The following is a 13498-nucleotide window of genomic DNA, read 5'->3' on the forward strand; positions in this document are numbered from 1 at the left end:
ACTGCCTGCTTGCGGGATAAAACGCGAGGTCGGATAGATGGCGTCTCCCTGGAAATTTCTTGCCCGACTGGTCTCACCGGGACGCGAACAAAAGCGAAAAAACGGCTCGACCGAGAAGGTTTCGCCGGAGGCGTTGCCTAGTTCTGGTCCGACTGAAACGCCTGCCGAGGACAGCCTGAATAGCGATGGTCGGCCGGCAGGCGCGGAGCTACCTCGTCACGGTCAACCCGGTGCAATTTCCCTCAAGCCTGTGCATTCCGAAGAAGCCGAAAGCGATGTCCACGACAAGGTCGACGGCGAAGTTGCCGAAATCGTGGAGGTCGCTGATCCCGCTATATCAGGTGGTACTGGTTTCGACGTCACCGCTGCGAATGATGCCGCTAGGCTCAAGCGAATTGCCGAGTCGCACCGCGCGAGCAAAGGAGCCGCAGCAAGGAAGCGGTGGCGATTGCAAACGATCCCCAATTTATCCAAACTGCAAACGGGATGAGCCTCGATGACGAGATCAGGATGCTCAGGGATCAGCTGGCCAGAAAGCTAACGTTGCAAAACGCGCAGTTGAGAAAAATGCTGGAGCGGTTTGAACGATGAGCGTGACGCGCTGCCTGCCTTTTAAGCTTGTTGCAGGTGTCCTTTCAAGGCGATAGAGGCGGCATCCTATCTTGCGACCTATCCTCACGACCGTTATACTGTTTTTGAAAAACAGTATAACCCTGGAGTCGAGCTATGAAGTCCATCGACCTCATGTATCAGACGATGCTCGCTGAGCTCGGTCAGCGCTCGCTCGACGCCGCTTGGACGGCCGATTTCCCTCCGGAGGGTCGGTTCACCCCGGCAAACATCAAGGGGCGCAAGTACTGGTATTTCGACATCCCGGATGGACATGGTGGTACGAAACGTCGTTACGTCGGTTCCGCTGATGATCCGGTTATCGCACAGCGCGTAGCTGATCATAAGCGGGACAAGGACGATCTACGCGCTCGCAGGCGCTTGGTAAATACCCTGACCCGCGAAGGCGGGATGATCGCCCCTGACGCCATGTCGGGCGATATCGTCGAGGCTCTTGCCGATGGCGGTCTCTTTCGGCTCCGGGGTATTCTCATAGGCACGGTGGCCTTTCAGTGCTATTCAGGACTGCTCGGTGTCCGTCTTCCCATGGCTGCGATCCTGACCGGCGATGCTGACATCGCCCAGGACTATGCCATCAGTCGGGAGGTCGAAGATAGTCTGCCTCCGATCCTTGAGTTGCTGCAGGGCGTCGACGCCAGCTTTCGTCCAGTTCCACATCGATCGGGAGCCGCGGTCTCGTCAGCGTTTCAGAATGCCGACGGCTACAGGGTTGAGTTCCTGACGTCGAACCGTGGTTCGGATGACTACATCGATCAGCCGGCGAAGATGCCCGCTCTTGGTGGCGCCAGCGCGGATCCACTGCGCTTTCTCGACTTCCTCATAAGGGAACCCGTCAGGACAATGCTGCTCCACCGAAGCGGTGTTCCGGTCGTCGTCCCTGATCCGTCCCGGTATGCCGTCCACAAGCTAATAGTCGCCAGCCGCCGAAACACGGACGGGCAGGGGCCGGCGAAGCGTGAGAAGGACATCCGACAAGCTGCGCTGCTCTTCGAAGCGCTGCAGCAGACAAGGCGATCTACCGACTTGGCGCTCGTCTACAACGAAGCATGGAGGCGCGGGCCTACATGGCGAGAAGGTATTCGAACCGGGGCGGGAATGCTGCCAGCACAAGATGCCGAGCGGCTCAACACGGTCCTGACCGAGGGCGGAAAAAGAAACGGCGAAGAAATTGAACTTCCGTTTGGAGAATAGGCCGTCTTTCAAGGCTAAGCAGTTGATTTGATTCGAAGTCGTGAAGACAATGAAGATGAATATGGTCCTGCGGGGTCCTGTGCCGAATATCTGCATCGCACGGTCTCAGATCTGGCCCCGGCCAGCGCCGGGCAGGCGAAGCGCTGATCTACATAGCAAGGGGGTCAATCGAGAAGATCGCGGTCGGCGACGTGCTCCTGATACGCAAGGGCGACGTCGTACCGGCCGACGGGGCTCTCGTCAGCGAAGTCGCGACGATCGACCAGGCGGTCCTGACCGGAGAGCCCTTAAGGGTGCGCATCGCGAGGGATGGCAACATTTCAAGTGGCCCTACGAACGAGGGGGACGTGATCGAAATCCGCGTTCTAAGTCGCGCCGAGACAGCACCTATGCCGGAATACCGGAATAGTGAGGCTCGTGGAAGCATCGAGGCGCTCCAAGGCGAAGCTGATGCGACTGGCCGACCGGTTCTCGGTGTGGTTCTTGTTCGCCACGGTAGCGATTGCAGGCGTCTCGGCGTTCATGTCCGGAGACCTGTCAAGGATCGTGGCCGTGCTGGTCATCGCCACGCCCTGTCCGTTGATCCTGGCCGTACCCGTCGCACTTGCGTAGGAGGGCGTTCTGGTGAAGGGTGCGGGACCTCTCGAGGCACTCGTCCAGGCCACCGTGGCGGTGTTCGACAAGACGGGGACGCTCACCGCGGGACAGCCCGAAGTCGGCCACATCGAGGGATCGGAGCATCCTAACAGGATCCTGCGCCTGGCCGCCTCGCTGGACCAGGCGTCGGGCCATGTGGTCGGACGCGCGCTGGTGGACGAGGCGCATAGACGTGGGTTGGTAGTGAGCCGCCCATCGGAGGTGACCGAGACCGCGGGATCCGGAATCGTCGATGGCGTGCGCGTCGGCGGCGGAGGAGACGCCTAACGGGTCAGGCAGCGCAATGCGTGTCAAGGTAGTGTTTGACGGCACGCCGGCTGGCACGATCACGCTCGAAGACCGGCTTCAATACCTTCCGCCAGTCGGCGGGGCATTGCTTCAGGAGGCCATCGACGTCGCGGTCATTCTAAACGCCCTTCGCGCCCTCTAATGGGCGAGAAGCACTAGTAGCTCGGCCTTGACGAGAAGTTCTCGAGTGACGCCGCCGAGGATGAACTCACGAAGCCGCGAATGGCCAAATCCGCCCGCGACCAGAAGGTCCGCCTTTCGTTCCAGCGCGGCCGATTGGATGGCGCCTGTCGCGGTCTCGCCGCCTGCCTGGATCGATACGTCATCCACGTCGAGTCCCGAATGCTTCAACGAAGAGATCAGGAGGGCGCGGTTCGCCTCGTCGATCTCCTTGTCGTCGGTGATCGAGATGACCTGCACCTTGATCGCGCGTTCGATGAAGACCCGTGCGCTGGAAAGGGCGCGCGCTGCGGTGGCGCTGCCGTCCCAGGCGACGGCGATCGTGTCCACACGAGAGTAGACGCTGGTGGCTGGAAATAGCACGAGCGGACGGCCGCTTCCGAATAGCAGCGTTTCGGAGAGTTGCCGGGAGAGCTCCGAGGCTTCGACGATGGAAAGGTCGTAGCACTTGGCAATTTCAGAAAAGCGTTCATAGACGAACGGTTCCCTGACCTCGAATCCGTGGATTCGCACCTCGAAGCCAGTTTCCGAAATAGCGTCGGCGATGTGTCCCCGCAGCGAAGTCCCGCTGTCCCGGCTATACCGTTCTGCTTGTCCCCGCCATGTCTCGACATCGATAACGGTGGGAAAGGGCGGATGGACCTGGGGGATCCGGACTTGTGGGATACTGGCGACGAGATGGGCGTCATTCTGCCTAGCGAGGCCGATAGCATCGATTATGGCGAAGGAACTCGCGTCGGGATAGGTCGACAACGGGAGATGGAACTGCGGCTTCATGCTTGCCTCCTGAGGTTAAACTTCCGTCATGATGCATGCCGCTGAGAGAGTTCGCATTGCGCTTGGTCAAGGCCGCGGCGCAATGAAGCTCCTATAATCGCGCCTTCATCGAAGCTGGAGGACACGGCCATGACGATCAATCTGACGGAGATCAACCCCGGTGAGTGCTACCGCATCCTGGAGAACGAGCGTTTCGGTCATCTGGCATGCTGCAAGGATGGGCAGCTCTACGTGGCGGCGATTTATTTCGCCTTTTCCAACGGCGTCGCCTATAGCTTCACCATGCCCGGCAAGAAGCTCGACTGGATGCGGGGAACGACAAGATCTGCCTACACATCGAGCAGCGTTCGAGCGCCGGCGGGTGGACGAGCATCGTCGTCGAAGGCAGGTTCGAGGAATTTCCTGACAGCGAGGCGCGACAAAGCGAACGGCTCCACGCGTGGTCTTCTCCAAAAGTATTCGGACTGGTGGGAAATCGGCTCTATGAAGCCCCAGGAGTTCCCCATGCCCGATGGCTCTCCTCATGTCTTCTACGGCATTGCCGTCACGGCCGTGTCGGGACGCAGTGCAGTCAGAACGGAATGACCGTCGGTGCTCGAGCCGAACCCGCATCCCACAATCGGAGCACCACATGCCATATCTACGCGGCCTATATCCAAGCGCCACATCTAATTTCACCTCGCACCCGCGTTTCGCGCGGGCGCTCTGATTCAAGACGAGATCTTTGCCGGTCGGCCGCGGTCACTGCGGATTTGACGGCGTCCGCCGCCCGGCGAGGGCTTCGATGCTTTGAATTTCTGACTCGACTTGCCCGCAGTATCGACCACGGTGATGCGGTCGAGGTTCTTTCGGACTATGTCGAGGGCGAGCTGGAGGAGTATCCTAGAGAGGTGGCGCGACTGTGTGAGGCCGGGTCACGAACGTTGTCGCACGCCGCCGAAATGTGTCGCGACGTCGCCGCCGGTCAGGCCAACGAGGCTGAAGCGAAGACGGTCGTGTGAAGCCCGCGGCTCATCGGATGGTTCGCAAGACGAGCACGGAGCATGGTGCGCGCTGCACGACGTGGTCCACGACCGAGGCGAAGACGCGGTCGAGCACGTCGTCGCGGCGAGAGGCGATCACGGCGAGATCGGCGGCATCTCCTTTGCGATGGCGACGATGAGCTGCGACGGGTTGCCCGCTCGGACGTGTATAGAAGCAGGAGTCTCGGTCGACCGCGGGCCTTCCGAAAGTCTGGTCTCGGAGGCTCACATCACCTCAACCGCCCAATCGTTCGGCGAGGCCGACGAGGGCAGGCCCTCCACCGCGTGAACGAGGTGGAGGCTTCCGTTGGGCGCGATCTGCGCGTGGGCCGTTTCGACGAGGTGGAGCATGCGTTGCCGGGATCCTCGGCCGATGGCGCCGTGGCGAACAGTCAGTATATGTCCTTGCCAGACAGGCTAACGAACTCGGTCGTCAGTCCGTCGTCATGCGCTTCCTTGAGAAGCCGATCGGCGCTCATGATGTCGAGACACATGGTGCCCGTGAAGGATTGCCGCAGGGCGCAGCAGAAGTGATCTCTCGCCCATGCCTGGCCTCGCGGCGTCGCCGCCGTCACTTCCCAGCGATCCTCGTCCCGACGTCCGAGAACAAGGTCTGCGGACGTTCGCTCGACGGGAGGAATGGTCGTGGCAGCGTTCGTTTCTGTCTTGCCGGTCTTTTCTTGTTCGCGCATGTCCGTCTCCTTTGGATGAGGTCGTGGCGCTGTGTCCAGGAGCCTATCTGTCCCCGGGCGTTTGTTTTTGACGAGCATCAATCCGGATGTTTGACCGGGATCAAGCCAAGGTGGGGAAGGTGGCGATACGACTGTGGCCTGCGGCGTCTGCCGGACGGACCTTCACGTCTGCGAAGGAGACCTCTCCCAGCCAAAGCTTCCTCTCGTTCCAGGGCATGAGATTGTCGGAACCGTGATCGCAACGGGCGAGGGCCTTCCTCGTCGCCTTGTCGGTCAAAAAGTCGGGGTACCTTGGCTGGGCCACACCTGCGGGCACTGCGCATATTGCCGAGAGGGTCGCGAGAACCTGTGCAACGATCCTGGCTTCACGGGTACACCATCGACGGCGGCTTTGCGGCCCATGCGGCGGCCGAGGCGGGCTACGCGTTCGAACTGCCTGAAGATGCGGACCCGGTGGCGACCGCGCCTCTTCTCTGCGCGGGCCTCATCGGGTGGCGATCCCTGAAGATGGCGGGCGAGGGGAGGACGATCGGCATCTATGGGTTCGGCGCGGCCGCCCACATCCTCGTGCAGGTGTGCAAGCATCGAGGCCAGAGCGTCTATGCGTTTGTGCGTCCCGGTGACGAGGCCGGACGGAAGTTCGCGCTTGATCTTGGCGCCGTCTGGGCCGGGTTTTCCGGTGAAAGGCCGCCGGTGCCGCTCGACGCCGCCATCATCTTCGCGCCGGCCGGCGAGCTCGTGCCAATGGCGCTCGACGTGGTGCGGGAGGGCGGAACGGTGGTCTGCGGCGGCATCGACATGTCAGACATTCCGAGCATGCCCTATCGTCTGCTCTGGGGCGAGCGGCGGGTCGTCTCGGTGGCGAACCTGACGCGGAGCGACGGGGCGGAATTCTTCTCGATCGGGAAGGCGGCAGGGGTCAGATGCTTCACCAGCGTCTACCCCCTCGAGCATGCGAACGAGGCTCTCGACGATCTGCGCGCAGGCCGTGTCTCTGGAGCCGCCGTGATCGTTCCGTAGCCGATGTTCCCCTTGACAAGGATCAATGCGCTTTGCTTGCGCTACACGGAAGCTTCTTCGTCAAGACGTCCGCCGACAACCGGCGGCGCTTCCGCAAGGAGATCAGAGATGTCGCGTTCGTTGCTCGCCTTGGCGGCGCTCTTCATCGCAGGTGAGAGCCTATTGTCGGCTCCAGCCGTTGCAGACAGCCTGTCGCTCGCGCCGATGCTCCAGCGTGTCGTGCCGAGCGTCGTCAGCATCTCGGTGCAGGGCAGGGAACTCGACGACGCGGATGCAACGCTTGCTGATCCCTTCTACAGAAAGTTCTTCGGACTACCTGACGACGCTGCGCCGGCAGAGCACAGCTTCCAATCGGCCGGATCGGGTGTCGTCATCGACGAGGTCCACGGCTACATCGTCACCAACCAGCATGTCATAGCAAGCGCCTCAAAAATCGAGGTGGCGCTCTCCGACGGCCGACGCTTCCAAGCGAAACTTGTCGGCGCCGATCCCGAGACGGATGTCGCTGTCGTTCAAATTCCACCTGATCATCTTGTTCAAGCCGAGTTTGGAAGCGCGTCCTCGCTTCACGTCGGCGACGTCGTCGTGGCGATCGGGAATCCCTTCGGCCTGGGCCAGACCGCGACGATGGGCATCGTAAGCGCGCTTGGGCGCCGTGCCGTGGGATCGGAGGGGTACGAAGGATTCATTCAGACGGACGCGTCGACCAATCCCGGCAATTCGGGCGGCGCGCTTGTAAGCGAGGACGGCGTCGTGGTCGGGATCAATAGCGCGATCATCGGCCCCGCCGGAGGAAGCATCGGCATCGGTTTTGCGGTCCCAGCCGAGACTGTCGGCATCGTGATGCGGCAGCTCATCCTGACCGGCAAGTTGGTACGCGGCGAGGTGGGAATTTTAACGCAGGACCTGACGCCCGGTCTCGCAAAGGCGTTCGGCGTCGATGAAGGGGCGGGCGCGCTGGTCAGCGAAGTCCTTCCGGGTTCGCCGGCGGCAAATGCAGGAATTCAGCCGGGCGACGTCATTCGGATGGTCGACGGAAGGACGGTGCGCGGCGCGTCCGACGTTCGAAGGCTTGTGGGATCGCTACCGTTGCAGTCCAAGCCGTCCTTCCAGATCGACCGCGCGAGCCGAAGGATAGAAGCATTTCCCGTGGTGTCCGACGCACCGGTTGCCGAACCGGCTGCTCCGCGTACCATTCATATCGCCCGCGGCCCTCTCGCCGACGCCGAGATGGCGAACTCTCCCGATGGTCCCGGCGCCCGCGTCGTCGTCGTCGCCGAGGGTTCGGTCGCGGCACAGGCCGGCCTGCAGCCGGACGACGTTATCGTCGCTCTCGACCAGCAGCCGGTGACGGACGTCGGGCAACTCCTCTCAATACTCGTGAAGGAGCATGCCCGTGCTCTCATCACCGTCGTGAGGAACGGCCACCGCCTCTTCGTGGCCGCTGACGTGCAGACCCAGTAGCAGCCCGCAGACCGTGTTCTGTCCGCTGAAATTCCAAGGTCGCTCTCGTGCTTGATGAAGATCAACGACGAAAATCTGCGGCGCTGTCACGATCGGCACGTCGCAAACCTGAAGGAGGTTGTCATGAACGACATTCAACTCAGACAGAACATTCTCGACGAAATGGAATTCGAGCCCAGCATCGACGCGGCTGATATCGGCGTCGCGGTCGATAGCGGGATCGTCACACTGACTGGTCACGTGCGCACCTACGCGGAGAAAGAAGCCGCAGAGCGCGTGGTTAGTCGCGTCAAGGGCGTGCGCGGAATAGCTGCCGATATCGAGGTCCGGATTTTCGGGCCGAAGGAAACAGACGACGACGACATCGCCCGGCGAGCTGTCAAAATGCTCGACTGGAACGTTTCCGTGCCAAAGGATTCGGTGCAGGTGCGGGTCCTCAAAGGGTGGATCACCTTGCGGGGAGAGGTCGAGTGGCAATATCAAAAGAACGCGGCCTACGACGCCGTGCGGGATCTCGCCGGCGTAGTAGGGGTGTCCAACCTAGTGGAGCTGAAGCCGCATATTACGGCGGTGGATGTCAAGAAACGCATCGAGGATGCTTTCCAGCGCGACGCCGCTCTTGAGGCCGATGCAATCAGAATCGACGTCCAAGGCAGAAAGGTAATCCTCTCCGGCAAGGTGAAGACCTGGTCGGAACGGCAGGCGGCGGAGCGCGCTGCATGGTCCGCTCCAGGGATCAGCACTCTTGACGACCGACTGACGGTCGGGTGATCGAATATCGGGATTGGCTAGACATTACTGCTCTGCCCACACTCAGCAGCAAGGGCGCCGCTGAGCGCCCTTCGCATAGAGCCCAATTTCCTTGATCGACTTGCGCGCAGATCTCGTCTTCGGAACGAAATTCCGCACCACCCGTTGCAGAGCCTCCGTCGCGAGCACAAGGCGACCATTGATGTTCTTGGAGAGCGACCTTGGGTGGCGACGTAGGCTGGGATCTTCCGCGAAGAAAGATATGAGTCCCCGCAACGGCAGCGCGATTGAGGTTCGGGTTTGATTTTTCTAAATTGAAATCCTGCTGTCGAGCAGAATCGCTATTAGGCCTCGCGGCGAGCAGCAGCCTGAGACGGGTCGACATCTCCGATGCAGTGTACGGCTTCTTCAGCCAGCCGGCGCCCGCTTCGATCTCCTTGTCCGCGGCATGGGGTTCAGAAAAGCCCGACGTCAGGAGAATTTTCACACTCGGCCAGCGCTCCCGGACATTCCGGGCCAGTTCGTCGTCGTTCATTCCCGGCATGGCCACATCACTGAACAGGAGCGCTACGTCATGCCCCGCCTCCAGCTCCTTCAACGCGTCGATCCCGTTCGTAGCTTCGATCACGAAGTAGCCAAGCGTCTGCAGGCGGCTGACCGTCACTCGGCGAACTCTCGCGTCGTCCTCGACCACCAGGATAGTTCCGTGCCCCGAGGCGGGGCTTCCTCAGCCCGCTGCTCGTTCGGATGAGAATCCTTTCCGGCGTCGGCGCGTGGAAGAAAGAGGCGCACCGTCGTCCCTTTCGCCAAGTTCGCTGTAGAGCTGCAGGTGCCCTGCGGATTGCTTTGCGAAACCGTAGACCATGCTCAGCCCAAGCCCCGTTCCCGAGCCCGTCGGTTTCGCGGTGAAGAACGGTCGAAAGCCCTCTCCATCACATCGGACGTCATTCCGGTGCCGGTGTCGGTCACGGAAATGAGGACGTAGCTGCCGGGGCGGATCGCCGGGGTACATCCCGACATAGTCGGAGTCGATCTTGCAACAGAGCCCTTGCAGGCGGGCACCTCAAAGCAGACAGGAGCTGCGATGGAGGACAAGGCTTCGCAGGTTCTATCGAGCACGAAATACAGCACTCCTACCAAGCAGTTGGAAGGATCCGTGCTCTCACAATCCAACAAAAAGCGCTGATGAACGAACAAGAACTTTCGAACCAGTTTCTGTTGCTTTCCCCGGGCTTCTCGTCAACCAGTCTTATTCCGTTTCCTGCCACCTTAACTCATCATCTTCCGGAAAAGCAGCAGTTGGTTGCGAACATCCAGTGCCTCGGTCGGTGGACTCCGCTGAAGCGCCTATTTGAAGTCACTCTGCCCCAGATACGCTTTAATGCAGCTAGGAATGGGAAGCGATGAGCAAAGTGCGTAGGAGATCAAAGTTTCCCACTCCTTGTGGCCTGCCGAGGTCGGCGATCGATGACAGGTGTAATCGAGAGACACTGGCCCCCGAGACATCAATGCCGCTTGAGGGAGACGTATCTGACAACGTTGGTTGTAAATCCGCTTTTGTTTGCCGATGCACATTCAGTGCCATGGCTGGATCGCATGGTTCAGATACACGCAGATAGACATCGCGACCGATCGCGCGCGTGCCCGGCCTCGCCGAAAAGGTGCCAGATGTGACGGCAGCCTTGCATGCAAAGCTCGCCGAGCACCGGGCGTTCGTGCGGGAGCGTGGAGAAGACTTGCCGGAAATCCAGAATTGGCGCTGGGCACGCTCCTCCTAGTGCGACAGAGGACCGAACTGGGTAGCGACTACCACCAGCCATACTGCCGCAGCTACGCCGGCACGCAGGAGAAAGGATTCGAGTGCGAGGTGGCAACCTCGCCTTCGACTTGGGGTGTCCCACGGCAATCGCAGCCTTTGCAGCGTCAGCTACCTGTTTCGAGTCCTGTTCGTTCTGCAAACGATGCGATCTTAAAACGTCCTGGAGAATGATCGCCGGGTCATGCTGCAGCCGTCAACGAGAGGCAGCTAAGGGTGAAGCCCGGTCCCATCGCCGTCAGGACAGTTCTCCTGGGTAGTCCTTGCGCAAGAAGCTTCTCGAGTACGAACAGCGCGGTTGGCGAGGACATGTTCCCATAGTCCGAGAGAACCTCACGTTCCTGGTCGAGGGTTCCCTGGCTTAGTTTAAGCGCCGATTCCAAGGCGGTGATAACCTTTGATCCACCGGGGTGGCACGCAAACCGGTCAACGTCGGCAGGAGCAAGATCTGATCGGGCGAGTATGGACGTTACGCCCTTCAGCACATGAGTTTCGGCGAACGGTGGTATCGCACGATCGAAGATCACGCCCAGACCCTCCGGATCGACGCTCCATCCCATGATGTCTAGCGTGTCGGGCCACGTATGCTGGCCTGCAAGTTCGACCTCGGCCAGACCGGTCTCACTAGCACGCACCACGCAGGCGGCGGCCCCGTCGCCGAAGAGGGCGGTCGCCACGATGTTCGCCTTCGTAAGCTTGTCCATGCGAAATGCCAACGTGCAGGTCTCGACGGCGACCACCAGCACGACTGAGCCTGGCCGGGATGCCGCCAGCCGTGACCCGATTGAAAGCCCAGAGACTCCGCCGGCACAGCCGAGGCCAAACACGGGAACCCGTTCGACATCGTCCCGGAAGCCCAGTTCTCGGCTTACCCTCGCTTCCAGACTAGGTGTCGCAATACCAGTCGAGGAGACGGTTACGATCGTGTCGACATCGCCTGCTGCAATGCCCGCCGACACGAGAGCCTTGCTGGCGGCGGCGACGAACATTGCACCCGCGCCCTCGATATGAGCGAGGTTTCGTTCGGGCCATCCCGACGTCTCGAGATACCACTCGATCGGCCGGACGGCATAGCGGCGCCGAATTCCCGAGGTTTCGAACACCCTTGCCAGCTTTTCGAAATCGCCAAATCGCGATGAGAACGCGGTGTGCGAGGCTCGCGCCGCGTCACGCTGGTCGATGACATGTGGCGGAACGGCGGTGCCGACGGATACCAGCTTGACGGGTTGCTGCATAAGACTCCTTGCGACGGCGCGGGAAGAATTTGGTACGCCGCGCGAGGACGAGACCGAACCGTAACGCCTCGATCCTCAATAAGTTGCAATGCGGGCGAGCCTGACGCCGCACTTCGTCGGAAGGCTTCAGAGACGACGACGCGTGAAGAATGCCTCCCGCGGCTTCGTGTCTGCCTTGATCCACGTCAATGCGCTCAACAAGTTGGCTCCGTAATTGTCCGATCGAAAAGGAGACAGCGCGATGCTTGCTAGAGACATCATGACGACCCCGTGACGACGCTCGACGAGGGACACAACGTCAGGGAAGCCGTCGAGATCGTCAACGCCAGCAAGATCGGCGCGGTGCCCGTCATCGATGGCGAAGGGCGGCTCACCGGCATCGTCACCGGGGAGACCTGCTGCGCCGGGTGGCGTCATCCTGGGCGAGACGGGCGGTACCGCATACGCGCGACCGCGAAGATGCACTGGCGGACTATGTGAAGGCCCGAAGCTGGCGCGTCAAGGACGTGATGTCGACGCCCGTCGTCAGCGCCGCCCCGAGCGCAACCGCGAGCCAGCTCGCAGAACTCCTGCAGGCCCACGACATCAAACACCGAACGGCAGACTCGCCGGCATAATCAGCCGTCACGACTTGATGCGAGCGCTTCTCGATGTTCGACGGCAGTGTACTGCTTCCGGCGACGAGGCCCTAGGGACGGCCGTTCGTGGCCGCCTGGAAACCGAGTTCGAAATAAGGTTCCCCATCGTCAATGCGACCGTCTCCGACGGGGCAGTGACCCTGAGGGGAGAGGTCGAGACGGAGCTGGAATGCTCGGCGGCCAGGGTGGCGGCGGAAAGCATCCGCGGCGTCGGCGGCGTGGTAAACAACATCACCCTGGCTACCGCATGGTGAGCTCTCTCAAACTATGAAATCGTCCCTGGAGTTTCCGTCATGTTTGTCAGGGTCATCGCAGACGCCGTCGTGTCGAGGCTTCTCCTCGTCATCCTGATCCTCATGGTGGGGACGGTCGTGAGCGTCCTACTGGTGAGGCCATCCGACGACTCCCGAACCGGGCGCGTCGAGCGCTCTCTCTGACCCCTGAGTGCGCGATGAACATCTGGCCCTCCAGGATTTAATTGTCCGGCCGCGTCCCGCAAATGGCGCGACGGATTCGATGCTCTCCGAACTATTCGGCTTCATCTGGCTGATGGGAAGGCGTCATCAGGCGTTGGTCGCAGGGCTGTCCGTGGCTCTTTTCGTTATCGGCGCGGCGCCTCTCGAACTCCAGCGCCGGATCGTCAATGAGGCGACCGAGCAAGCGTCATACCGGTCTCTTCTCTTTCTCGTCTCCCTCTATCTCGCGGTCGCAGTGTTGAAGGGCGCGATAAATTCACCTCCAACCTCTAAAGAAGCTGGGTGGGCGAAAAAAGCACGCTTTGGCTCGGGGCGCGCGTTCTGCATCGGGCCGAGACGCCGCCATCGGAATCCACGCTCGAGGGGGTTGAGCTGTCGATCGTCTTTGCGGAAGCGGAACCGGTGGGCAGTTTCGTTGGGACCAGCATCTCCGAGCCGCTACTCCAGATCGGCATCCTTGTCACCGTGGGCGGTTATCTGATCTATCTCCAGCCGCTGATGAGGATGGCCGTCGCAGCCACCTTCGCCCCGCAGATTGCGTTCGTCCCGATGTTAGGCTGCTCACCTGGCTTTTGGAGATGCCGCTCATACCCATGGCCTTGACCAAGTCGTCGACAGAACGAGTCGAGATTCCCTGGATATACGCTTCCTGGATAACGGCC

At 61.1% G+C, this 13498-nt stretch carries 12 protein-coding genes and 6 pseudogenes; 12 read left to right on the forward strand and 6 right to left on the reverse strand.

Annotated features, from left to right (window positions below; translation table 11 throughout):
- Positions 1 to 37 precede the first annotated feature (37 nt).
- The 3 genes and pseudogenes from AF337_RS10890 to AF337_RS46255 form a co-directional block, all read left to right on the forward strand.
- Positions 38 to 591 (forward strand): annotated as a pseudogene (locus AF337_RS10890) (hypothetical protein).
- Positions 592 to 726: 135 nt separating this feature from the next.
- On the forward strand, positions 727 to 1821 hold the full coding sequence (locus tag AF337_RS10895; protein WP_012489416.1) for a nucleotidyltransferase family protein: 1095 nt from the start codon (positions 727 to 729) through the stop codon (positions 1819 to 1821).
- Between the two features lie 167 nt (positions 1822 to 1988).
- Positions 1989 to 2908, forward strand: a pseudogene (locus AF337_RS46255) (HAD-IC family P-type ATPase); the annotation flags it as partial.
- On the opposite strand, the gene AF337_RS10905 reads toward AF337_RS46255, so the two are convergent.
- Complete coding sequence (locus AF337_RS10905) at positions 2905 to 3723, reverse strand: universal stress protein (RefSeq protein WP_012489417.1); 819 nt, start codon at positions 3721 to 3723, stop codon at positions 2905 to 2907. The pseudogene AF337_RS46255 and the gene AF337_RS10905 sit on opposite strands and share 4 nt — an antisense overlap.
- A 129-nt stretch (positions 3724 to 3852) precedes the next feature.
- Here AF337_RS10905 and AF337_RS10910 point away from each other — a divergent pair.
- Positions 3853 to 4308, forward strand: a pseudogene (locus AF337_RS10910) (pyridoxamine 5'-phosphate oxidase family protein).
- Positions 4309 to 4734: 426 nt separating this feature from the next.
- Here AF337_RS10910 and AF337_RS46260 read toward each other — a convergent pair.
- Both AF337_RS46260 and AF337_RS10925 read right to left on the reverse strand, forming a co-directional pair.
- Positions 4735 to 4974 (reverse strand): universal stress protein, encoded by a 240-nt coding sequence (locus AF337_RS46260; protein WP_335720576.1) that lies wholly within the window; start codon positions 4972 to 4974, stop codon positions 4735 to 4737.
- A 163-nt stretch (positions 4975 to 5137) separates the two neighbouring features.
- Complete coding sequence (locus tag AF337_RS10925; RefSeq protein WP_029875516.1) at positions 5138 to 5437, reverse strand: hypothetical protein; 300 nt, start codon at positions 5435 to 5437, stop codon at positions 5138 to 5140.
- Positions 5438 to 5573: 136 nt separating this feature from the next.
- Between AF337_RS10925 and AF337_RS10930 the strand changes: the two are divergent.
- From AF337_RS10930 to AF337_RS10940, 3 genes and pseudogenes are all read left to right on the forward strand, one after another.
- A pseudogene (locus tag AF337_RS10930) lies at positions 5574 to 6457 on the forward strand (zinc-binding alcohol dehydrogenase family protein); the annotation flags it as partial.
- A gap of 108 nt (positions 6458 to 6565) precedes the next feature.
- A complete protein-coding gene (locus tag AF337_RS10935; protein ID WP_049732213.1) occupies positions 6566 to 7921 on the forward strand; it encodes a trypsin-like peptidase domain-containing protein in 1356 nt (451 codons plus the stop codon).
- 123 nt (positions 7922 to 8044) lie between these two features.
- Positions 8045 to 8692 carry a BON domain-containing protein gene (locus AF337_RS10940; protein WP_012489422.1) on the forward strand — a complete coding sequence of 216 codons (648 nt, stop codon included), beginning with the start codon at positions 8045 to 8047 and terminating at the stop codon, positions 8690 to 8692.
- Here AF337_RS10940 and AF337_RS10945 read toward each other — a convergent pair.
- Positions 8658 to 9365, reverse strand: a complete 708-nt coding sequence (locus AF337_RS10945) for a response regulator (protein ID WP_237350502.1) — start codon at positions 9363 to 9365, stop codon at positions 8658 to 8660. The two genes, AF337_RS10940 and AF337_RS10945, sit on opposite strands and share 35 nt — an antisense overlap.
- A gap of 937 nt (positions 9366 to 10302) precedes the next feature.
- On the opposite strand from AF337_RS10945, the pseudogene AF337_RS43225 reads away from it, so the two are divergent.
- Positions 10303 to 10449: pseudogene (locus AF337_RS43225) on the forward strand (phosphoketolase family protein); the annotation flags it as partial.
- Positions 10450 to 10669: 220 nt separating this feature from the next.
- On the opposite strand, the gene AF337_RS10950 reads toward AF337_RS43225, so the two are convergent.
- Positions 10670 to 11722 carry a type III polyketide synthase gene (locus tag AF337_RS10950; protein WP_008534153.1) on the reverse strand — a complete coding sequence of 351 codons (1053 nt, stop codon included), beginning with the start codon at positions 11720 to 11722 and terminating at the stop codon, positions 10670 to 10672.
- A gap of 270 nt (positions 11723 to 11992) precedes the next feature.
- Between AF337_RS10950 and AF337_RS40140 the strand changes: the two genes are divergently transcribed.
- From AF337_RS40140 to AF337_RS10965, 4 genes are all read left to right on the forward strand, one after another.
- A complete protein-coding gene (locus tag AF337_RS40140) occupies positions 11993 to 12202 on the forward strand; it encodes a CBS domain-containing protein (protein WP_008534154.1) in 210 nt (69 codons plus the stop codon).
- A gap of 154 nt (positions 12203 to 12356) precedes the next feature.
- A complete protein-coding gene (locus AF337_RS10960) occupies positions 12357 to 12614 on the forward strand; it encodes a BON domain-containing protein (RefSeq protein ID WP_029875514.1) in 258 nt (85 codons plus the stop codon).
- 39 nt (positions 12615 to 12653) lie between these two features.
- Positions 12654 to 12797, forward strand: coding sequence for a hypothetical protein (locus AF337_RS43615; RefSeq protein ID WP_016737394.1), 144 nt, complete (start codon positions 12654 to 12656; stop codon positions 12795 to 12797).
- Positions 12798 to 13118: 321 nt separating this feature from the next.
- Positions 13119 to 13439 (forward strand): hypothetical protein, encoded by a 321-nt coding sequence (locus tag AF337_RS10965; protein ID WP_008534157.1) that lies wholly within the window; start codon positions 13119 to 13121, stop codon positions 13437 to 13439.
- Here the strand turns inward: AF337_RS10965 and AF337_RS41970 are convergent.
- Positions 13390 to 13498, reverse strand: a pseudogene (locus AF337_RS41970) (transposase); the annotation flags it as partial. The gene AF337_RS10965 and the pseudogene AF337_RS41970 overlap by 50 nt on opposite strands.

The organism is Rhizobium ecuadorense (assembly GCF_001187535.1).
GTDB lineage: Bacteria > Pseudomonadota > Alphaproteobacteria > Rhizobiales > Rhizobiaceae > Rhizobium > Rhizobium ecuadorense.

Coding starts and splice junctions, on each gene's coding strand:
- AF337_RS10895 (WP_012489416.1), top strand. CDS start 727: ATGAAGTCCATCGACCTCATGTATCAGACGATGCTCGCTGAGCTCGGT.
- AF337_RS10905 (WP_012489417.1), bottom strand. CDS start 3,723: ATGAAGCCGCAGTTCCATCTCCCGTTGTCGACCTATCCCGACGCGAGT.
- AF337_RS10925 (WP_029875516.1), bottom strand. CDS start 5,437: ATGCGCGAACAAGAAAAGACCGGCAAGACAGAAACGAACGCTGCCACG.
- AF337_RS10935 (WP_049732213.1), top strand. CDS start 6,566: ATGTCGCGTTCGTTGCTCGCCTTGGCGGCGCTCTTCATCGCAGGTGAG.
- AF337_RS10940 (WP_012489422.1), top strand. CDS start 8,045: ATGAACGACATTCAACTCAGACAGAACATTCTCGACGAAATGGAATTC.
- AF337_RS10950 (WP_008534153.1), bottom strand. CDS start 11,722: ATGCAGCAACCCGTCAAGCTGGTATCCGTCGGCACCGCCGTTCCGCCA.
- AF337_RS10960 (WP_029875514.1), top strand. CDS start 12,357: ATGCGAGCGCTTCTCGATGTTCGACGGCAGTGTACTGCTTCCGGCGAC.
- AF337_RS43615 (WP_016737394.1), top strand. CDS start 12,654: ATGTTTGTCAGGGTCATCGCAGACGCCGTCGTGTCGAGGCTTCTCCTC.